The following is a 19,367-nucleotide window of genomic DNA, read 5'->3' on the forward strand; positions in this document are numbered from 1 at the left end:
CTAATCCGATATCTTACGAAATTGACTGATGAAGAATCCATCACTTCCATACAATTCAGGTGTAATGAGGATACAGCCATCTTTCATGATATCCTTACATTCATGTTCTAGTTTTACCTGCTCGAACTCAGGATGACTTTCTAAAAACGCCTCAACGACTTGAAAATTCTCCTCTGAGACAATAGTACAGGTACTATAAGTTATTATACCACCTTTGCCTAGTGTTTGACAAACACTACCTAATATTTCGAGCTGAATTTCCTGTAAGGACGCGAAATCTGCCGTTTCTTTATTGTATTTGATGTCTGGTTTTCGGCGCAGAAGACCGATTCCTGAACAGGGAGCATCTACCAAAATCTTATCAAAAGAAGCCTGGCCAAAAAACTCATGCACCTTTCTGGCATCTAATTTTTGCGTTTGAACCCGATCTACAACTCCCAGACGTTGAGCATTTTCTTGGATTAAGTCCAACTTGTGATCGTAAAGGTCCAAAGCCGTAACCTGACCTGTCGTTAGATAAGAAGCTATATGGGCTGTTTTCCCACCTGGAGCCGCACAGGCATCAAGCACTCGCTCATCTCCCTGCAAATTCAAAGTCGGAGCAACCAATTGACTAGATTCGTCTTGAATGGTAATGGCTCCCTCTGCAAACAAATCATGACCTGCAAAATGCCCTTGCTCCTTAACCAGACCAGAAGGAGACAAAGATGAAGCACTAGCCTCCAACAAGGCTTGGATTTCCTCTTTTCGGCTTAAATCAGTTACACGAATACTGGCCTTGTTTCTCACCAAAAGACTTTCAAAAATAGCTTGCGCTCGCTCTTCACCGTATTCTTCCTTGAGCTTGGCAACTAGCCAAACTGGGAGAGAATAGGCAATGGAATCACGCTTGTTTTTCCGTTTGATACTGGCAATATCTGGCCAACCTTCACGCAAGATACGGCGAAGGAGGGCATTGACCAATTTTTCACTGCCTTTTTTACGGACTTTGGCCAATTCTACTGCTTCATTGACCACAGCATGGTCTGGAATCTTATCCAAATAGCGGAGCTGGTAGGCACTCATAAGAAGCAGAACATAGAGCCAGCTGTCTAACTGGTCTCTGTCTTCGATAAAGTGGGATAGGTACCATTCCAGAGTCAATTTGCGGGCTACCGTTCCATAGACCAGCTCGGTCACCAAGCCCTTATCTGCTGCCGAAAGTTGACTTCCCTTGAGATGCTTATTTAAGGCGATATTTGAGTATGCTTGACTGATAAAAACATCCTCTAATACTGCTAAGGCTAAACTTCTAGCCGTTTCTACTTTAGTCACCAAATCGTTCTCCTACAGTCAATGTACGTCCAACTCCGTTGAGGAAGGAAGCAATGTCCATCTTAGGTTTACCAGCTGGCTGCACTTGTTTGAGAGATAGAGCTCCTTCAGCCGTTGCAACAATCAATTCTTTCTTGCCGATAGAGAGAATTTCACCTGGATTTCCCTGACCTTCTACTGGTAGGGCTTCATAAATCTTAAAGCGGTCGCCCTTAAGGAAAGTATGGGCAACAGGCCAGGGGTTCATGCCACGGATTTGGTTAAAGAGTTGACGATTGCTTTTAGTCCAATCTAGTTTTTCTTCTTCTGGCTTGATATTTGGCGAGAAAGTGACCTGACTTGGATCTTGCGGTTCAGGTTTGATTTCCCCAGCAATGTAGGCAGGCAAAGTGTCCAAAAGCAAATCACGACCAACTAGCGCCAATTTCTCAAACAAGGTGCCGACATTGTCCTCATCCGTAATCGGAATACTACGACGAGAAATCATATCTCCTGCATCCATTTCCTTAACCATTTCCATAATGGTCACACCAGCTTCCTCATCCCCTTGAATCAAGGCATAATGGATAGGCGCACCACCACGATGTTTAGGAAGAAGAGAGGCATGAACGTTGACCGCAAAGTCCATGCTATCAAGGAGTTTACTTGGGAGAAACTGCCCAAATGCGGCAGTCACAATTCCATCTGCTCCTAGCTTCATAAGATCTTCCATCTCTGGACTTCCAGATAATTTTTCAGGTTGGTAGATAGGAAGACCTGCTTCCTTGGCAACCTGCTTGACTGGTGTTTCTTGGATAACTTTTTTACGGCCGACAGCACGGTCTGGCTGGGTCACAACGGCTAGAATCTCATAACGGTCATCTGTCAAAAGTCCTTTTAAGACGGTTGCTGAAAAGTCGGGGGTCCCCATAAAGATTAATTTTGTCATATCTTCTCCTTCTTATAAAAATTGCTGTGGCTCATGGTCAATGCTGAGACGGAGCTCACTATTTTCCCGTTCTTGAGTCAGGGCCAAGACCTGATTGAGGGTCGGCCCCAGCTCATCTTCTAAACGATATTTAATCAAAATCTGGTAATGATAGAGGTTGTGGGTACGGGCGATGGGTTTTGGCGTCGGCCCAAGAATGTTACTGGTTTCAGACAAGCCTGACCTCAAAATGTTCATAACTTCATAAGCACGTTTGACCACCTCTTCTTCCTTCTTGTGAGAAAGGGTAATGCCAATCGTGAAATAGTAAGGCGGATAGCCAAGTTGTCGTCTGATACCCATTTCATAAGCATAAAAGCCTTCATAGTCCTGATCCTTGGCAAATCGAATAGCATAATGCTGAGGATTGTAAGACTGGATCAAGACCTGACCTGCTTTTTCAGCACGTCCTGCCCGACCTGCCACCTGAGTCAAAAGCTGGAAGGTTCTCTCAGAAGAACGGAAATCAGGCAGATTCAAGGATGTATCGGCATTGAGAACTCCGACCAAAGTCACATTGGGAAAATCCAATCCCTTAGCAATCATCTGAGTTCCAAGCAAAATATCTGCTTCCCCTCGACCAAACTGGTCAAGTAGAGCTTGGTGACTGCCTTTCTTGCGGGTTGTATCCACATCCATGCGCAGAATACGTGCCTGAGGAAAGAGTTCTGCCAGCTCATCATAAGCCTTTTGAGTTCCTGTCCCATAGTAACGAATACTTCGGCTCTTACAGTTAGGACAGACCTGAGGAATGTCTTTCGAAAAACCACAATAATGGCAGTTCATGTTCTTGGTATCCATGTGCAAGGTCAGGGAAATGTCACAGTTAGGACAAGTATCCACCGTCCCACACTCCCGACACATGACAAAGCTAGAATAACCACGGCGATTGAGCATGAGAACCACCTGCTCTTTTTTAGCCAGACGGTCCTGAATAGCTTCTAGCAAAGGGGGCGTAAAGTTTGACGTCTCATTTTGTCCGATATAGTCCCGAAAGTCAATCACTTGAACCTCAGGGATCCTAGCCAAAGGATTGGCACGTTGGGTCAGACGTAAATGTTGATAGACGCCTTTTCCAGCCCGAGCACGGCTTTCCAGACTAGGAGTTGCTGAACCAAGTACCAGGGCAGCTTGATTGTACTGGGCCCTCAAAACAGCTACATCCCTTGCATGGTAACGGGGATTACTGTCCTGCTTATAAGTCGCTTCATGCTCCTCATCGATTATCATGACACCCAGATTTTTCAGCGGAGCAAAGATGGCTGATCTGGCTCCAACCACAACTTGAGCGTCTCCACGCTCAACCTTGCGCCATTCATCATACTTTTCACCATTGGACAGGCCTGAGTGCAGAATGGCCACTTTCTCACCAAATCGAGCTATAAAACGCTCCGTCATCTGTGGAGTCAAGGAAATCTCAGGAACCAGCAAAATAGCTGTCTTACCCTTATCCAAGGCTCCTTGGATTATTTGTAAGTAAACCTCGGTCTTCCCACTTCCTGTAATCCCTTGAAGGAGGAAGGGAGGCTGATGACTGCCAATAGCACTCACAACCGCATCACGCGCCTGTCTTTGCTCTGGATTCAACTCCAAAGGCTGACTTGCCTCAATGCCTTCAAAATAAGCAGCCGAGCGTTGAACTTCCTTTTGGACTATGGTAACAGCACCTTGTTCTACAAAGAAGTTGACTTGCTCTCGCGAGTAGGACTCTAACAAACTAGCCAAGGAAGCACTCTCAGGATGAGACAGCAAGTAATCTCTCAATTCCAACTTTTTCTTGGCGCGTGTAGAAATCTCTACACTTTCTAATTGAGCAAGGTCTACCTCATACCAAGACTGAGTCTTGACCTTCTTCTGATCGACAGCCTGATATTCTAGACCAAGCAAGCCTTTTCTAGTCAAACGCATCATTTCTGCTTGCTTACCTAAATCCAGAGAAGAAAAGGCAAGTGAATCTTCTGAACCAAACAGACGCTCTCGGTCTTCCCGACTCAGACCTGCCAGAGGATAGAGAATCTTGTCATAGCTGGAGTTCAGAAATCCTGGTAGCATGGCCTTGAGAATGGAAATTTTGTAGGAGAAGACGGACTTGCGTAACTCTTCAGCCAGCCAGAGTTGTTCTTGTGTGAGAACAGGTGAAAAATCCAGCACCTCTGCAATATCTTTTAAATCTTGCTCCATCTCTTCTTCATCTGATTGGGACTCCAAACCAAGAACAATTCCTTGAATCAAGCGATTGCCCTTACCAAAGGGCACATGAACCCGCATCCCAACTTCTAGCATTCCCTCAAATTCCTCCGGAATCCTGTAACTATAGGGCTGGTCCGTCTGCATCAAGGGCACATCCACGATAATCTTAGCTATCGTCATCTTCTCACCTCCTCCTTGTCAGTACATTCTTGCAATAGAAAAAATAAGATTGAGTCCCCCCAACCTTAAATTTTTTCACCATCTTCTTTTTCTTTAGCAATTTGCTCTTTAATTTTCTTTTCTTCTTCTTCTTTGCGACGTTTTTCTTCTTCGATACGGCGACGCACCGCTTCACGTTTTCCTTCTGGATCTGGATGAATTGTAACGTTTCCTGATTCGATTTCTTCTAAGGCGCGAAGAGTTGACTTTTCAGACTTGAAACCTTGAGTAGCTGGCGCACCTGCTTCCAATTCGTGGGCACGTTTTGCTTCCAAGATTACGAGTGAATATTTTGATGGAACCTTGTCGAGCAAGGTATCAATAGAGGGTTTTAACATCATTTGCTTGTACCTATTTTCTAAATTTTATCGGGTAGTTGGAGATTTCGGTAACATCTCCTGATAGTGACCAATGACACGATCCACACGGAAGTGCTCTGCTTCGATCACACGTTTGACACGCTCAGCAGCTAGGGGCACCTGATCGTTGACAATCGCATAATCATACTCACGCATAAGGGCAATTTCTTCCTTGGCTTTTTCGATTCGCTGGGCAATCACTTCTGCACTATCTGTTCCACGACCTACCAAACGATCTTGCAATTCATCCAAATCTGGTGGTGTCAGGAAGATAAAGACAGCATCCGGAACCTTTTTCTTGACCTGAAGAGCGCCCTGAACTTCAATTTCAAGGAAAACATCGATTCCCTTGTCCAAGGTTTCATTGACATAGGTCAGAGGAGTTCCATAGTAGTTGCCGACATATTCTGCGTATTCCAACATCTGTCCTTGACGAATCAGCTCTTCAAACTCTTCACGAGTACGGAAGAAATAGTCAACACCGTCCACTTCTCCAGGACGTTGTGCGCGTGTCGTCATCGATACAGAGTATTGAAATTGATTTTCAGAACTCTCAAAAATCTCTCTTCTAACCGTTCCTTTTCCAACCCCTGAAGGACCAGAAAAAACGATTAGTAAGCCTCGGTCTGCCATTGTGTCTCCTTTAGTTAGTCTGTGAAATAAAGTAAAATTTCTCTCGGATACTGATGATCACGTCAGTTATCCTTCTACAGTCTTTCTATCTAGTGTAACAAAAAAGCAGTAATTTTTCAACTGCTCTTTCTTATTTATTTAGCATAATCTATGATTTATACAAGGTGACCCCCTTAAAAAAGACTTGCCTTTTTATTCTATTTAAGAGATAATAAAACTACTAATATAAAAAGGAGAAGTTTATGGGAAATTATAAAGGAAAAAATGTTGATGAAGCAATTGCAAATGGCTTATCTGAACTCAATCTCAAAAAAAATGAAGTCAAAATCAATATCATTGATCATGGAAATGCCGGAGTATTTGGTTTTTTTGAAAAAGAAGCTGAGGTTGAAATAACACCATTGAGCCCAATGGAACTGAAAATAAAAAGATTGATTCCATATTTAATTGGTGCAGGTGTAATATTTATAATTCTTCTGTTAGTTCTAATTGTAGTAATCTCAGATAAATCAACTACTGTTTCTACACCTTCATCTATAGAAACTAGTAGCGTTATTGAAAAATCTGTCGAGAAAACCAGTGAATCATCCTCTACATCATCAAGTTCGACGCCTGCTTCCTCTAGTTCAACTAGCACCTCATCAAGCTCTACCGAATCCTCGTCAACAAGTCCAGCCCAATCAGATGTCATCACAACTGAAAACAATGAGGAATTTAAAGCACTATTGCAGACTGATGATTCAAGCACCATAACAAATTTTATTCAAAAATATAAAGGTCAAATCATCGAATTTGATGGACACATAGCAGATATTACACACTATAAAAATTACAAAACAAAATTCGATATTCTTATTTATGGCGGAAATTACTTAGGAACAGAACAAGCGCCTTCGGGACCAAACTTTAAATTTGTAAATATAACAACAGTTTCTAACGCCGCTTTCAACTCTTTTAATGGCGAAAATATTTCTAAAGGACAAAATATACATATAAAAGCACAAATTGGAAACTATAACTCCACTCAAGAATTAGTCTATCTATCTCCAATTGAGGTTTCACCTCGATAATATAACGAATTATTTCAAATAATTTATTCAAAAAACTGAAGTCAGATTCTCTTCTGACCTCAGTTTTTTATTATTTAGCATAATCTACTGCACGAAGCTCGCGAATCACGGTTACCTTGATATTTCCTGGGTAATCGAGATTGTTTTCAATTTTCTCACGAACTTTGTGAGCCAAGATTGTGACTTTGTCGTCCTTAATTTGTCCTGGATTTACCATGATGCGGATTTCACGACCTGCTTGAAGGGCAAAGCTATTTTGTACCCCTTCAAAGCCGTTAGCAATTTCTTCCAAATCATGGAGACGCTTGATGTAGCTTTCAAGAGACTCACTACGAGCACCTGGACGGGCCGCACTCAAGGCATCTGCTGCAGCGACAATCACTGCAATGACGCTCTCAGCTTCAACATCTCCGTGGTGACTAGCAATCGTATTGACCACAACTGGATGTTCCTTGTACTTACGTGCCAATTCCATACCGATTTCAACGTGGCTACCCTCAACCTCGCGGTCAATAGCTTTCCCGATATCGTGAAGGAATCCAGCACGACGGGCAAGAGCCGCATTTTCACCAAGCTCACTCGCCATGATACCAGCCAACTTAGCCACCTCAATCGAATGGCGCAAGACATTTTGTCCATAAGAAGTACGGAACTGCAAACGTCCCATAATCTTCATCAAGTCTGGATGAAGGTTCGGCGCACCAATTTCATAGGCAGCAGCTTCACCATATTCACGGATCTTATTGTCAATCTCTTGACGGTTTTTCTCAACCAACTCTTCGATACGAGCTGGGTGGATACGACCATCTTTGAGCAACATTTCCATAGTCATACGGGCAATCTCACGACGAATCGGGTCAAATCCTGACAAGGTCACCACTTCTGGCGTATCGTCGATAATCACATCGACCCCTGTCAAACTTTCAAAGGTACGAATGTTACGACCTTCACGACCAATAATGCGTCCCTTCATAGTATCATCTGGCAGATGAACCGTTGAGTTTGTTGACTCTGCTACATATTCACCAGCGATACGTTGCATAGCTTGAACCAGGATGTCCTTGGCCATTTTGTCAGAACGTTCTTTGACCTCTTGCTCAGCTTCACGAATGCGGCTGGCAATCTCCTTAGTCAAGTTTTCTTCTGTCTGAGCCAAGATAATATCTCGTGCTTCTGCCTGAGACAGGGCACCAATACGCTCTAACTCTGCTTCTTTTTGTCTTTCGACTTCCTCTAATTGCTCTTCACGCGCATCAAGGTTTTTCGCTCTATCAGAAATACTTTGTTCTTTTTGTTCAAGTGTTTGTTCTTTACTCGTCAAATTGTCGTCCTTACGGTCGAGGCTAGTAGCTCTCTCAGTCAAACGACTTTCGATTTGTTTGAGTTCTTGACGTTCTGATTTGAATTCAGCGTCCACTTCTTCACGGTATTTTCTGGCTTCTTCTTTGGCCTCCAATAGTGCTTCTTTTTTAAGAGACTTGCTTTCACGTTTGGCTTCATTAACAAGTAAATCCGCTTCGCGCTCAGCTTGTCCACGTAAATTAGTTGCTTCTTGTTCAGCATTTAAAAGCATCAACTCTGCAGCTTCCTGAGATGATTTCATCTTAGCTGAGATGCTGACATATCCAATGACTAAACCAATGATGACGGCAAAAACAGCAATCGCAAGCGACATGATTTCCATGTTTTTACCTCATTTTATTGTTATTCCGAATGACATACATTCTTTTACATTCTACCATAAAAAAGTGATTTTCACAAACCTAAAATAGAATATGTTTTAGGGAATTTGGAATACGATTGCTAAAATAAACTTGTTATTTAAAAAGCCTACTTCGCAGTAGACTTAGTAATGATCTTTAAAGGACAAGAAAGCCACGCTATCTCCATCCATCATATAAATCAAGCGATTTTCTGCGTCGATACGACGTGACCAGGCTCCTTGGTAGTCATACTTGAGGGGTTCTGGCTTACCTATTCCTGTAAAGGGATCACGTTGAATATCCTTGATTAGTTTATTGATTCTTTTTAACGTTTTCTTGTCCTGAGTTTGCCAGTAGCAATAATCTGTCCACGCATCTTCTGTAAACTTGAGTAGCATTCATCACTCCTCAATAACATGGACTTGAGTGCTTCCAGCACGAACTTGAGCCATTCCTCGCAAAACCTTGTCTGATAACTCCTTATTTTGAGCGATTCTCAGTGTTTCCTGAATACTGTCCCATTCGCTCTTTGAAAGAACTACAATGTCCTCATCTGGATTTTTATTAACCACCGTTAAAGGCTCAAATTCATCATTGACCTTCTTCATGTAGTCTTTTAAATGATTTCGGAATGTTGAGTAAAGAACTGCTTCCATAACCATACCTCGTTTTACCTCTTTTCCACTATTATACACGAAAAGAAAGAAATTGTCAGAAACTTGTACAAGATTTTCTTTTCTATCTATTTATTCGTAAAAAATCTCAAAAAGCCTACCTTGCAGTAGACTTAGTTTCTTTCTATTCTTATCGGCACCTTACCAAAATTCTGCTCTGCTATACTTGGTTTTCCCAGTTGATAAATCTGGTCTGCCTTTTGAGTCATAGCATCCCAAGGTTCTTTGCCAATTCTACTGACTAGATTGACCTGCCCTTTCAGAGACTTAAGGTGTTGTCTGCCTTTTTCGGTAAATCCAAGAACATGAATGGCTTCTGGCAAGTCACTTTCTCTATCCTGCACCAAGATATAGGTCAAGAGGCGTCTAACACGCGCCTTAGTATACCGCTTGGTCGCAACAGCCTCGGCCAATTCTTCTACAGACTGAGCTGTCTTGATAGCATCCTTGATGCGCACAGCCATTTCTTGATTGACCTGATAGATGGTAGTTAGGTCTGGATTGGACAAGATTTGATAGCGCAGCAAGGGAAAATAATCTTCCCAGCTCACCTTACTAGCCTGCTCAAAGAGGGCAACAGAAGGCATAAAGCGTTTTAAAAAATCTTGGTCTAACTGATGCTGACGGAGGGCTGTCGCCGAAGCAAAGGCCACATTCTTGTCCACAGAATGATAACCTGCCCCCTGACGCTGAATCGGATGGAGTTTGATGTTGCGTCCCGCTACTGCCTTAGCATAAGCAAGCGCAAGAACATGATTGGGTGTGTTTCCCGAAAAATCAAGACCTGCAAATTCCTTCCACATGGCTTGGGTTTTCTGGGGATAGGAAAGGGAATCAGGCAGATTTTCCACAAATTTCTCCATCTCAGCCCCCAGCTCTGTGTATAAGTCAGCGATTTTTTGATAATCTAGAACTTCTTCTGTCCCAAAAGCTAGAGTATCAATCCCCAAACGCGCCAAGATATCCACAGCTCCTTGACCAAAGAAATCTGCTGCCTGAACACTGACTAAAAAAGGCAACTCTACTACCAAATCTGCTCCATTTTCCAGTGCCATCTGGGCCCGAGTCCACTTATCTACAATGGCTGGTTCTCCACGCTGCATGAAATTCCCAGACATAGCCACGATTTTCAGCCCCTCAACCTGTTCCAGCAGGTATTTATGCCCATTATGAAAAGGATTAAACTCCACGATAATACCTGTGATAGTCATAGACTTCTCCTACTTCTGCGCCACAAAAAACCAACGGGTGCTGGTTGCTGTTGGCTCCTTGTCCTCAAAGTCCGCATAGAGTTTAAAAGACTTGAAACCAGCCTGTTCCAGCAAAATATCATAGGTCAAGACTTCATAGGTCCGCTCCTCATGCACTTCATCGTGGCGACTAAAGGAACCGTCCGCCTCCTTGATAAAGAAAGTCAGCTCATGGACGATGGAGTGAGGCGCTTCATCCTCATAGGTATCCCAGAGCATAGCAAAATCTTCCGCATTTTCATGGTAGGAATAACCCGGGAATACTTCATCTGTCTGGTAGGTCGAGTGCACGTCAAAGATAAATACACCATCTTCGTTGAGGGAATTATAGACTTCTTTAAAAACGTCCCCTACTTCCACCTCATCCTGCATATAGCAGATAGAGTCCGAATAACACGTGACAAAGTCGTATTGACCTGCCTTGGACAAATCCAGCATATTGCCTTCTATAAAGGCAATCTTTTGCTTGGAGGAAGTTGCTCTATTTTCCGCAATTTTCAACATATCCCCACTCAAGTCAAGTCCAGTTACATCAAAACCAGCTTGAGAGAAGCGCACAGATTGAATTCCTGTCCCACAAGCCAGTTCCAAGAGTTTCTTTCTCTCCTTGGTCTTAGGCAAATGACGCAGAGAAAAATCCGTCCATTTATCGTACAAACTATCATCCATCACTGCATCGTAAACAGCCGCAAAGGTTTCATAAGTTGCCATAATCATGATACCAAGAGCCTCCATGGCAAACACCACTCGCTCTTTACCTTTCCATCAATTTTCTAAAATAAGCAAAGAAACCCAGTTGACTACAACTGAGTTTATCTTCTAAGCAAGGGCTTCTGAAATATCTACTGAATCCGCCTCATGCCATAGTTTTTCTAGGTTATAGTGGGCACGCATTTCTTCTGAGAAGATATGCACAACGACAGCACCGAGGTCCAGCAAGACCCAACCTCCAGCCGCATCGCCTTCGACATGGCTTCCTTTAAAACCTGCTTCCGCTACTTTTTCACGGATATTATCAGCGATAGCGTCCAACTGACGGCTATTCATTGAGCTAGTGATGACAAAGTAATCCGTCACGCTAGTCAAATCTTGTACATCAAGTGCGAGGATATCCTCTGCACGTTTCTCATCAGCCGCTTTCACGACTAGTTCTAGTAATTCTTTTTCGTTCATTTAGTCCTCTTTCAAATAGTGCACAAAGGCGTTATAGGTTTCAAGGGTTTGGGGATAGATGGGGAATCCCTGATGAGCCAGATGTTCCACGGTACGAGCTGTCTCATAAGCTACTGCCTTATTAAGTGATAGACTTGCAATCTCACGTGCCACATCCACTCCTGGAAAGGCACGATTGTGCTCGATATAGTCTGCGACATAGATAACCTTATCTATGTCGGTCATCTGATCAGCTCCGACTGTATGGATTTCAATGGCTCGCAGGATTTCAGGATCATGCAAATCCAAATCTTCCTGAATCTTGTAGATGCCAACCATACCATGCCAGACATTATTACCCCAATTTTTGAGGTCAGGGTCTAGCTGATAACGGTCAATCAAGTCCAAAAATTCCTGATCTGACAGCTTCTTAGCGTAGTCATGAAGAAGGCCTGCTAGTCCTGCTTTCTCAGTATCGACTCCAAATCGCTGAGCCAGTTCTATGGCTGCACGCTCCACACCCAAGCAATGGGTTAACCGTTTCTCGGGTAGAAGCTCTGCCATTTTTTCCAACAAAGCCTCACGGGAACAGTTAATATAGTCTTGATAGGCCATCAGTAAAGCCCCTCTTTCTCGATGTAGTCTAGCACAGGCTGAGGCAGGAGAAAGTTAGGTTTCCGACCTTGGGCAAGGAAGTCACGCACCATGCTAGACGAGATATCCATGAGAGGCACATCCACCCAGATAACTGGGTAAGAAGTCCCTGCCTTGTAGCGTGGGCGCTGAACCCCTACAAACTGAACCATGTCTACCAGCTCATCAATTCGGTACCATTTAGGCAGATAGTCCACCATGTCGGCACCGATGATAAAGTAATAATCCGTATCTGGATGTTGCTCTGTCAAAATCTTCATGGTGTCATAGGTGTAAGAAATACCCTTGCGCTCCAACTCAATGGTTTCAATGGCTAGTCCTTCAATCCCCTCAATAGCCAACTCAAGCATCTTGAGACGATGGTATTCAGGGATTGTTTCCTTTTTATCTACATGAGGAGGTTGGTATTCAGGCATGAGCAGAACCTGATCTAGTCCCAACTGTTGCCGTACTTGGTCCGCAACGATCAGATGGGCATTGTGAACAGGGTTAAAATTTCCCCCTAAAATCCCAACTTGTTTGCGTTTTTTCTCCTTGATTTCTGGCTCCAACTCTACCTTAGTAAAGGGGGTCAATAATTCGATTGCCATAGGCTAGTCTCCTTTATTTCTCTGTAAAAACAGTTATTTGGAGTAGTTTTTTTAGATTTCTTTGACTTTCTTAGAAATCTTGCGATTTTCTTTCTTGCTAGATTGTTTAAACAAAATCAAGATGCGTCCGATTTTTTGGACTGTATCCACACCGATTTCTTCTTCCAAGATTTCAGCTACTTCATGGATGTTTTCATCTGTGTTTTGCAAGAGAGTGACTTTAATCAATTCGCGGGCATCAAGAGCCTGACGGACGCTGGTTTTGATTTGGTCGTTGAGACCATTTTTCCCGATTTGGATGATGGGTTTGAGGGTGTGTGCCTGACTGTTGAGAAAGGCACGTTGTTTTGATGTTAATGACATAATTTCTTTAAAAGAGTTTCTTTTTATACTTTTCTGAAGTGGTGACGGACGTCAGCAAAGTCCTTCGGACTTTCATGACTAAAATTTGAGCCTAAGGTCTCAAATTTTCCGCAGTTGGTACAATCACTTGTACCAACTGACACCACAGTGAAAAGTATTCGCTGTGAGCTCGCAGGGCTCGCACGAATTTAGACAACCCTTTCCTTTCTGTGTTTAAATAATGGCTTTTCGTGTGACGACTGCGACGCCTTCTGGTGCCCAGACGGCGACTTTTGCGGTGCCTGTTACGCGGATCCAGCCTAGTCCTGAGATGACTAGGTCTGTCTTATCCTTGATGTTAAATACATGTTGGACTAGTTTTGGAAAATCTTCCTTTTCCTTGCTATTTGGTGGTGTCAGGAGGGTTCCTAGGTGCTTGTCATAGAAAGCACTAGCGCCTTCAAGCTTGGTTCGGTGGAGTTTGAGTTCATTGTCAAAGAAAGCTGTGAAACCTTGCTTTTCACCTGTAATAAAGTCAAATCGTCCGAGACCGCCTAGAAACAGGGTTTGTTCAGGATTGAGCTGATAGGTTTTGGGCTTGATTTCCTTTTTAGGGCTGACATACTTGAGATTTTTAGCCGTCAAGTAATGGGCCATTTGGTGACGATGGATGATTCCCGGCGTATCGTAAATATAAGATCCGTCGTCAAGCGGAATCTCAATCTTGTCCAAGGTTGTCCCTGGGAAGCGCGAAGTAGTAATGACATTTTGGTCACCCGTTATTTCTTGGATAATGGCATTGATTAGAGTTGATTTTCCAACGTTGGTTACACCAACGACATATACATCGCGTCCCTTACGGTAATGCTCGATTTTGTCAATGACTTCCTTAATCGCATGCTTGTTTTGGGCTGAAGTTAGGACGACATCAACTGGACGAAGACCTTCTTCGTGGGCACGCTCCATGAGCCACTGGCTAATCTTGCCTGGTTTAACAGACTTGGGCAAGATATCTTTTTTATTTCCCACCAAGAGGACATCATTACCCGATACAAAACGTGGCAAGCCTGGGATAACAGAGCCATTAAAATCAAAGATATCAATGACATTGACCACTAAGGCATCACTGTCTCCTACCTCGTGCAAGAGCTTGAGGAAATCATCGTCCGTCAACTGGACATCTGTGATTTCATTGTAGTGGCGGAGACGGAAACAACGTTGACAATAGACTTCGCCAGTCTCCAAACCTTTTTCAAGTGCCGACTGGGGGGTAAATCCAAGACCAGCCTTGTCTGTTGTCTGAATGGTTGCTCCACAACCAATACAGAGAATTTCTTCCATAGTTAAATTCCTTTTTTATATGTGATTGGTCCGTACTTTTCAGTGATTTTTCGCATGACATGACGCTCGCGAGCTCGGTTAATCTGCGTTTTGATCGAGTCGTGTTGGACCAAGGGTTTGACTAAAATCGAGCGAATGCCAGCACGGTGGGCTGCTCGTATATCTGTCATGAGCTGGTCGCCAACCATGACCACTTCACTTTTCTCATAGTGAAATTCCTTCATGGCACGGTCTATTCCAAATGTGAAAGGCTTCAGAGCCCAATAAACGTAGTCAATCCCAAACTTTTCAACTGCCCGTTGAACCCGTTTTTTCGTGTTATTTGAGACTACGATAATGCGAATACCCGCGTCCCGAAGGTCATGTAGCCATTGTTTCATCTCTGGCGTACCATCAGGATTGTTCCAAGCAATGAGAGTATTGTCCAAATCGACCAAAACAGCCTTGATTCCCTGCGCCTGCAGGCTTGGGACTGTCAGATCATAGACTGCTTCCACAGCAAAATCTGGCATGTAATTTTCAATCGCCATTCTGGCTCCTTTTCTTAACTTTTTTTCGCAATTTTCCTCAATAATAATGACAAAACAATCCATAAACCTGCACTGGCTAAACTGATGTAGAGCCAAGCATGGGGCTCATCTGTTAAAGGTAGGGGAACATTCATTCCGAAAAAGCCTGTCACAACTGCTAAAACTGCTAGCAAGACTGAAATGATAGTCAAGGTTGTCAAATTATCATTCAGGTTGTTGTTTAGGATGTTGTTGTAAGATGCTGATAGTTGTTGGAGGACTTGAGAAATCAAGTCTGTCATGGATACCAGCTGATGAGCCTCAATCATGGCATCATCAAACTGCTCTCTCTCAATCTCGTTAAAACTGCGATAGAGGGCATGCCCTTGGATATGTTCCAGCAACATGCGATTTTGCTTGGCAGCCGCAGTGAGGTAAACCATACCAGTCTCCAAGTCAGACAGGGCAAAGAGGTTTTTCTTAGTCGTCCGTTGACGCAAGAGTCCATTAACCTCATCCTTACTCTTGTCCATCTGCTCGATGACAGGATAGTAGGCATTGCTGATGATTTCCAGACTGGCAAAGAGAAACTTGTAAATCGAAAGCGTGTCATGACTATCCAGATAACGGGTCATCTGTTCAATGACATAGGCGTTCTTGGTATTACTAATGGTAATCAGGCGACGATGTTCCACGATAAAGGTCATGGGAAAGGCTTCGTAGTAGGCCTTATCCTTTTTCAAGTTCAAGACATTGTAGATAAAAGTCACAGTCCCATTTTCACGGTGGTAATCCATGTGGGCGCGCTCATTTCTATCCAATGCGTATTCAATGGTTTCCTTGTCCAAACCGTAGATTTCAGAAAGGTCCTCTAGTTTTTTCAACTTGTCCAAATCTAGGTTAATCCAGGTACAACCATTGCCCAACTGTTTTTCTAAAAACATCTTTTCTCCTTTACCAAACTCTTTCTATTGTACCATAAATCTGCTAAAATTTCAGGCCTGGTCTGTCCGAGAGAAATTGCTGACAACGGTGATATTGCGATTGGGAACGAAGTGCAGAACCTGGTCTTCTCCTCTGAGTTGCGTTGTTCGAATGCCGACGCTGACGACCTTGCCCGATACAGTAATAGGACCATTTGTCAGAACGACCTCATCTCCCACATCCAGTTGACGCTCAAAAAGGATGAAAAAACCATTGATGACATCAGACAGAAAGCCTTGGGCTCCCATCCCAATAGCCACCCCAGCAATCCCAGCACCTGCCAGCAAACTCGAAACTGGCAAACCTAAAATCGACAAAATGCAGTAGAGTAAAAAGAAATAAAGGGTATAATTAAACATATTTTCTAACAGACGTGAGATGGTTTTCTGACGTCCGACATCATGACGAGACATTTTTAGAGAAGGTTTAACAATTCTCTGCACCATGGTATGGAGCAATTTTTTAGCTATATAGAAGAGTAAAAATAAGAATAAAAGAGAAAGTAACTTGGTTAAGATATTCTCGATAATCGCTGTAACATCAAGCTTATTGAGATAGGTTTGAATAAATTCTTGCATAGAAAACTCCTTTCATTCATTATACCATACTTTCATAAAGTGTCAGTCTCCATAAATTTTCAAAAATAATAACAAAAATAGACAGAAAATTCTTGATTTTACTTAATATTTATACTATAATCATAAACATTACACAACAAAGGAGATTGTTATGAAAAAATTCATTCATGCTTGGAATAAGGCAAGCCTGATCAAACGTATTTTGATTGGCATGCTTGTCGGAGGAATCCTTGGACTGACATTTCCTACTGTTTCAGGAATTGGTCTACTCGGAGATCTCTTTGTTGGTGGTCTCAAAGCCATCGCACCTATTCTAGTCTTTGCCCTCGTTGCCAATGCTCTTTCCCAACATCACAAGGGACAAGATAGCAATATGAAAACTGTTATCTTCCTTTATTTAGTGGGAACCTTTGCAGCGGCGCTTGTTGCTGTCCTAGCAAGTTTCATCGTTCCAGTTGAAATTACCTTGAATAGTGCCAATACAGAAATCGCACCACCAGATGGAATTGGCCAGGTCCTCAGTAACCTCTTGCTCAAACTGGTTGACAATCCAGTCAATGCCCTCGTTACTGCTAACTACATCGGTATCCTATCTTGGGCAGTTGTTTTCGGGATTGCTATGAGAGAGGCAAGTAAAAACAGTAAAGAATTGCTGAAAACCATGGCTGATGTGACTTCTAAGATTGTCGAATGGATCATTAACCTAGCTCCATTTGGAATCCTTGGCCTTGTCTTTAAAACCATTTCTGATAAGGGAATCGGAAGTCTAGCTAACTATGGAATCTTGCTTGCCCTCTTGGTGACAACCATGTTCTTTGTGGCCCTAGTAGTCAATCCATTGATTGCCTTTCTCTTTATGAAGAGAAATCCTTATCCCCTCGTTTGGAAATGTTTGCGTGTCAGCGGTGTAACAGCCTTCTTCACTCGTAGTTCTGCGGCTAACATCCCTGTCAACATGAAACTCTGTCATGACCTTGGACTCAACACAGATACCTATTCTGTTTCTATCCCACTTGGTTCTACTATCAACATGGCAGGAGCAGCCATTACTATTAACGTTTTGACCCTTGCTGCAGTTAACACACTTGGAATTCCTGTTGACTTTGCTACAGCCTTTGTCCTCAGTGTGGTAGCAGCTATCTCTGCCTGTGGTGCTTCTGGTATTGCCGGAGGATCCCTCCTTCTTATCCCAGTTGCTTGTAGCCTTTTTGGTATTTCTAACGATATTGCCATGCAAGTTGTCGGAGTTGGATTTGTGATTGGGGTCATCCAAGACTCATGTGAAACAGCCCTCAACTCTTCTACAGATGTCCTCTTTACCGCCGTTGCTGAATACGCAGCAGCCCGTAAAAAATAACTCATAAAGGCAAGCCTACTCAGGTCTTGTCTTTTACGCTTTTATTCTAATTTATTAGGAAATTCTTATGTCTATTAGCCAACGTACGACCAAACTCATCTTAGCTACCTGTCTTGCCTGCCTTCTTGCTTATTTTCTCAATCTTTCCTCAGCAGTTTCGGCCGGAATCATCGCTCTCTTGAGCCTATCTGATACGCGTAGAAGTACTTTAAAACTGGCTCGCAATCGTCTTTTTTCCATGCTTCTAGCTCTGGCGATTGGTGTTTTGGCTTTTCACTTGAGCGGATTTCATATCTGGAGCCTTGGCCTCTATCTTGCCCTATACGTTCCCCTGGCCTACAGGATGGGCTGGGAAATTGGCATCACACCAAGTAGCGTTTTGGTTAGCCACCTCTTGGTTCAAGAGTCAAGCTCTCTAGACCTTCTAGTCAATGAATTCCTTCTCTTTGCTATCGGTACAGGATTTGCCTTACTTGTAAATCTCTATATGCCTTCACGTGAAGAGGAAATCCAGCACTACCACACGCTGGTTGAAGAAAAGTTAAAAGATATCCTCCAGCGCTTCAAATATTATTTATCCAGAGGGGATGGACGCAACCGAGCACAGCTGGTAGATGAATTAGACTCCCTTTTGGAAGAAGCCATCAGACTGGTCTATTTGGATCATTCTGACCACCTCTTTCATCAGACCGACTACCATATCCACTATTTTGAGATGAGACAGCGACAAAGCCGTATCCTGCGAAATATGGCCCAGCAAATCAACACCTGTCACCTAGCTGCCAGTGAAAGTCTAATTTTGGCCCAACTCTTTTCAAAAATTGCCGGTCAACTGAGCCAGACCAATCCTGCTTCTGATTTACTGGATGAAATTGAACGCTATCTAGAAGTCTTTCGGAACCGCAGTCTACCCAAGACAAGAGAAGAATTTGAAACCCGTGCCACGCTTCTCCAACTCCTACGCGAAGCCAAAACCTTCATCCAAGTAAAAGTTGATTTTTACCATAAATATTGACAGTAAAAAAGAAAACTTCAGACCAATCACAAAAGGTGAATATCTGAAGTTTTCTTTTATTTGTAAGTTATCACCATAAAGGTTAGTAATAGGACGAATAAGGCCAAACTCACCAATAAAGTAAGCACCTTTACCAAAGTATTGCTCTGCCAGTAACTTGGTTTACCAATATTACTGGTGGCATCCATGGAAAAGAGTTGATTTTGACGGGGTTGTATGGTTACCAATACAATCAAAGCAAGAGATAGGATAATAGCTAAAACAATCAGTATTTCAATCATAGACCTACCTCAAAATTCCCAGCAAAGTAAAGATCAAACCAATCAGAATCATCAAACCCAGTAAGAGTGAAAAAGTTTTACTAATCTTTTCCCCTCGGGTTTCTTTTTCCTTCTTGATGGGTTTTTGTTTCAACTCTTCCATGCGACCTTCAACGTCTTTGTAAAATAAATCTTCGTCTGACATG

Annotated in this window: 23 protein-coding genes; 3 read left to right on the plus strand and 20 right to left on the minus strand. The window is 43.0% G+C overall.

Annotation, left to right across the window (positions count from 1 at the left end; genetic code table 11):
* The 5 genes from rsmB to gmk form a co-directional block, all read right to left on the minus strand.
* The gene (rsmB, locus tag HT734_RS03900) at positions 1-1,314 is read right to left on the minus strand and encodes a 16S rRNA (cytosine(967)-C(5))-methyltransferase RsmB (RefSeq protein ID WP_061759556.1); all 1,314 of its coding nucleotides are present in this window, start codon (positions 1,312-1,314) and stop codon (positions 1-3) included.
* Positions 1,307-2,242 (minus strand): methionyl-tRNA formyltransferase, encoded by a 936-nt coding sequence (gene fmt, locus HT734_RS03905; RefSeq protein ID WP_173277498.1) that lies wholly within the window; start codon positions 2,240-2,242, stop codon positions 1,307-1,309. Before fmt ends, rsmB begins: the two co-directional genes overlap by 8 nt.
* Before the next feature lie 12 nt (positions 2,243-2,254).
* Positions 2,255-4,651 carry a primosomal protein N' gene (locus HT734_RS03910; RefSeq protein WP_173277500.1) on the minus strand — a complete coding sequence of 799 codons (2,397 nt, stop codon included), beginning with the start codon at positions 4,649-4,651 and terminating at the stop codon, positions 2,255-2,257.
* Between the two features lie 65 nt (positions 4,652-4,716).
* The gene (rpoZ, locus tag HT734_RS03915; RefSeq protein ID WP_000979235.1) at positions 4,717-5,031 is read right to left on the minus strand and encodes a DNA-directed RNA polymerase subunit omega; all 315 of its coding nucleotides are present in this window, start codon (positions 5,029-5,031) and stop codon (positions 4,717-4,719) included.
* Between the two features lie 24 nt (positions 5,032-5,055).
* On the minus strand, positions 5,056-5,682 hold the full coding sequence (gene gmk, locus HT734_RS03920; RefSeq protein WP_000775041.1) for a guanylate kinase: 627 nt from the start codon (positions 5,680-5,682) through the stop codon (positions 5,056-5,058).
* 242 nt (positions 5,683-5,924) lie between these two features.
* Between gmk and HT734_RS03925 the strand changes: the two genes are divergently transcribed.
* Positions 5,925-6,752 (plus strand): DUF4839 domain-containing protein, encoded by an 828-nt coding sequence (locus tag HT734_RS03925; protein WP_173277502.1) that lies wholly within the window; start codon positions 5,925-5,927, stop codon positions 6,750-6,752.
* Positions 6,753-6,822: 70 nt separating this feature from the next.
* Here HT734_RS03925 and HT734_RS03930 read toward each other — a convergent pair whose 3' ends face one another.
* The 13 genes from HT734_RS03930 to HT734_RS03990 form a co-directional block, all read right to left on the minus strand.
* Positions 6,823-8,436, minus strand: coding sequence for a ribonuclease Y (locus HT734_RS03930; RefSeq protein ID WP_000404934.1), 1,614 nt, complete (start codon positions 8,434-8,436; stop codon positions 6,823-6,825).
* Positions 8,437-8,598: 162 nt separating this feature from the next.
* Positions 8,599-8,853 (minus strand): Txe/YoeB family addiction module toxin, encoded by a 255-nt coding sequence (locus tag HT734_RS03935; protein ID WP_061759528.1) that lies wholly within the window; start codon positions 8,851-8,853, stop codon positions 8,599-8,601.
* 3 nt (positions 8,854-8,856) lie between these two features.
* Complete coding sequence (locus HT734_RS03940; protein ID WP_000388572.1) at positions 8,857-9,111, minus strand: type II toxin-antitoxin system Phd/YefM family antitoxin; 255 nt, start codon at positions 9,109-9,111, stop codon at positions 8,857-8,859.
* Between the two features lie 131 nt (positions 9,112-9,242).
* Positions 9,243-10,340 carry a nucleotidyltransferase gene (locus HT734_RS03945; protein WP_173277503.1) on the minus strand — a complete coding sequence of 366 codons (1,098 nt, stop codon included), beginning with the start codon at positions 10,338-10,340 and terminating at the stop codon, positions 9,243-9,245.
* Positions 10,341-10,349: 9 nt separating this feature from the next.
* Complete coding sequence (locus tag HT734_RS03950; protein ID WP_345889913.1) at positions 10,350-11,090, minus strand: class I SAM-dependent methyltransferase; 741 nt, start codon at positions 11,088-11,090, stop codon at positions 10,350-10,352.
* Between the two features lie 108 nt (positions 11,091-11,198).
* Positions 11,199-11,552: a ribosome silencing factor gene (gene rsfS, locus HT734_RS03955; protein ID WP_124787858.1), complete on the minus strand. Its 354-nt coding sequence runs from the start codon at positions 11,550-11,552 to the stop codon at positions 11,199-11,201.
* Positions 11,553-12,146: a bis(5'-nucleosyl)-tetraphosphatase (symmetrical) YqeK gene (gene yqeK, locus HT734_RS03960; RefSeq protein ID WP_173277505.1), complete on the minus strand. Its 594-nt coding sequence runs from the start codon at positions 12,144-12,146 to the stop codon at positions 11,553-11,555. It lies immediately after the preceding gene.
* Positions 12,146-12,775, minus strand: coding sequence for a nicotinate-nucleotide adenylyltransferase (locus tag HT734_RS03965; protein WP_033680625.1), 630 nt, complete (start codon positions 12,773-12,775; stop codon positions 12,146-12,148). The genes yqeK and HT734_RS03965 overlap by 1 nt, the downstream gene beginning before the upstream one ends.
* Before the next feature lie 51 nt (positions 12,776-12,826).
* Positions 12,827-13,138 (minus strand): ribosome assembly RNA-binding protein YhbY, encoded by a 312-nt coding sequence (yhbY, locus tag HT734_RS03970; protein ID WP_000060169.1) that lies wholly within the window; start codon positions 13,136-13,138, stop codon positions 12,827-12,829.
* A 213-nt stretch (positions 13,139-13,351) separates the two neighbouring features.
* Positions 13,352-14,458, minus strand: a complete 1,107-nt coding sequence (gene yqeH, locus HT734_RS03975; protein WP_173277507.1) for a ribosome biogenesis GTPase YqeH — start codon at positions 14,456-14,458, stop codon at positions 13,352-13,354.
* Positions 14,459-14,460: 2 nt separating this feature from the next.
* On the minus strand, positions 14,461-14,988 hold the full coding sequence (locus tag HT734_RS03980; protein WP_173277509.1) for a YqeG family HAD IIIA-type phosphatase: 528 nt from the start codon (positions 14,986-14,988) through the stop codon (positions 14,461-14,463).
* Between the two features lie 14 nt (positions 14,989-15,002).
* A complete protein-coding gene (locus HT734_RS03985) occupies positions 15,003-15,911 on the minus strand; it encodes a magnesium transporter CorA family protein (RefSeq protein ID WP_125852095.1) in 909 nt (302 codons plus the stop codon).
* A 51-nt stretch (positions 15,912-15,962) separates the two neighbouring features.
* Entirely contained in the window at positions 15,963-16,529 is a 567-nt protein-coding gene (locus HT734_RS03990; protein WP_173277511.1) for a mechanosensitive ion channel domain-containing protein, read from the minus strand.
* Between the two features lie 151 nt (positions 16,530-16,680).
* Here HT734_RS03990 and sstT point away from each other — a divergent pair, with 151 nt between their 5' ends.
* Both sstT and HT734_RS04000 read left to right on the plus strand, forming a co-directional pair.
* Complete coding sequence (sstT, locus tag HT734_RS03995) at positions 16,681-17,886, plus strand: serine/threonine transporter SstT (protein WP_173277513.1); 1,206 nt, start codon at positions 16,681-16,683, stop codon at positions 17,884-17,886.
* A gap of 67 nt (positions 17,887-17,953) precedes the next feature.
* On the plus strand, positions 17,954-18,901 hold the full coding sequence (locus HT734_RS04000; RefSeq protein ID WP_173277515.1) for an aromatic acid exporter family protein: 948 nt from the start codon (positions 17,954-17,956) through the stop codon (positions 18,899-18,901).
* A gap of 56 nt (positions 18,902-18,957) precedes the next feature.
* Here the strand turns inward: HT734_RS04000 and HT734_RS04005 are convergent, their stop codons facing one another.
* Both HT734_RS04005 and asp4 read right to left on the minus strand, forming a co-directional pair.
* On the minus strand, positions 18,958-19,182 hold the full coding sequence (locus HT734_RS04005) for an accessory secretory protein Asp5 (protein ID WP_000569970.1): 225 nt from the start codon (positions 19,180-19,182) through the stop codon (positions 18,958-18,960).
* Between the two features lie 4 nt (positions 19,183-19,186).
* Entirely contained in the window at positions 19,187-19,366 is a 180-nt protein-coding gene (gene asp4, locus HT734_RS04010; protein WP_173277517.1) for an accessory secretory system protein Asp4, read from the minus strand.
* Position 19,367: the final 1 nt, after the last annotated feature.

The organism is Streptococcus sp. k-90 (genome assembly GCF_013277565.1).
Taxonomy (GTDB): domain Bacteria; phylum Bacillota; class Bacilli; order Lactobacillales; family Streptococcaceae; genus Streptococcus.

Coding starts and splice junctions, on each gene's coding strand:
- HT734_RS03930 (WP_000404934.1), bottom strand. CDS start 8,436: ATGGAAATCATGTCGCTTGCGATTGCTGTTTTTGCCGTCATCATTGGT.
- HT734_RS03990 (WP_173277511.1), bottom strand. CDS start 16,529: ATGCAAGAATTTATTCAAACCTATCTCAATAAGCTTGATGTTACAGCG.
- HT734_RS03935 (WP_061759528.1), bottom strand. CDS start 8,853: ATGCTACTCAAGTTTACAGAAGATGCGTGGACAGATTATTGCTACTGG.
- rsfS (WP_124787858.1), bottom strand. CDS start 11,552: ATGAACGAAAAAGAATTACTAGAACTAGTCGTGAAAGCGGCTGATGAG.
- rpoZ (WP_000979235.1), bottom strand. CDS start 5,031: ATGATGTTAAAACCCTCTATTGATACCTTGCTCGACAAGGTTCCATCA.
- HT734_RS03945 (WP_173277503.1), bottom strand. CDS start 10,340: ATGACTATCACAGGTATTATCGTGGAGTTTAATCCTTTTCATAATGGG.
- HT734_RS03980 (WP_173277509.1), bottom strand. CDS start 14,988: ATGGCGATTGAAAATTACATGCCAGATTTTGCTGTGGAAGCAGTCTAT.
- yhbY (WP_000060169.1), bottom strand. CDS start 13,138: ATGTCATTAACATCAAAACAACGTGCCTTTCTCAACAGTCAGGCACAC.
- HT734_RS03925 (WP_173277502.1), top strand. CDS start 5,925: ATGGGAAATTATAAAGGAAAAAATGTTGATGAAGCAATTGCAAATGGC.
- HT734_RS03950 (WP_345889913.1), bottom strand. CDS start 11,090: ATGGCAACTTATGAAACCTTTGCGGCTGTTTACGATGCAGTGATGGAT.
- fmt (WP_173277498.1), bottom strand. CDS start 2,242: ATGACAAAATTAATCTTTATGGGGACCCCCGACTTTTCAGCAACCGTC.
- HT734_RS04005 (WP_000569970.1), bottom strand. CDS start 19,182: ATGATTGAAATACTGATTGTTTTAGCTATTATCCTATCTCTTGCTTTG.
- yqeH (WP_173277507.1), bottom strand. CDS start 14,458: ATGGAAGAAATTCTCTGTATTGGTTGTGGAGCAACCATTCAGACAACA.
- HT734_RS04000 (WP_173277515.1), top strand. CDS start 17,954: ATGTCTATTAGCCAACGTACGACCAAACTCATCTTAGCTACCTGTCTT.
- yqeK (WP_173277505.1), bottom strand. CDS start 12,146: ATGGCCTATCAAGACTATATTAACTGTTCCCGTGAGGCTTTGTTGGAA.
- asp4 (WP_173277517.1), bottom strand. CDS start 19,366: ATGTCAGACGAAGATTTATTTTACAAAGACGTTGAAGGTCGCATGGAA.
- HT734_RS03965 (WP_033680625.1), bottom strand. CDS start 12,775: ATGGCAATCGAATTATTGACCCCCTTTACTAAGGTAGAGTTGGAGCCA.
- HT734_RS03940 (WP_000388572.1), bottom strand. CDS start 9,111: ATGGAAGCAGTTCTTTACTCAACATTCCGAAATCATTTAAAAGACTAC.
- HT734_RS03910 (WP_173277500.1), bottom strand. CDS start 4,651: ATGACGATAGCTAAGATTATCGTGGATGTGCCCTTGATGCAGACGGAC.
- HT734_RS03985 (WP_125852095.1), bottom strand. CDS start 15,911: ATGTTTTTAGAAAAACAGTTGGGCAATGGTTGTACCTGGATTAACCTA.
- gmk (WP_000775041.1), bottom strand. CDS start 5,682: ATGGCAGACCGAGGCTTACTAATCGTTTTTTCTGGTCCTTCAGGGGTT.
- sstT (WP_173277513.1), top strand. CDS start 16,681: ATGAAAAAATTCATTCATGCTTGGAATAAGGCAAGCCTGATCAAACGT.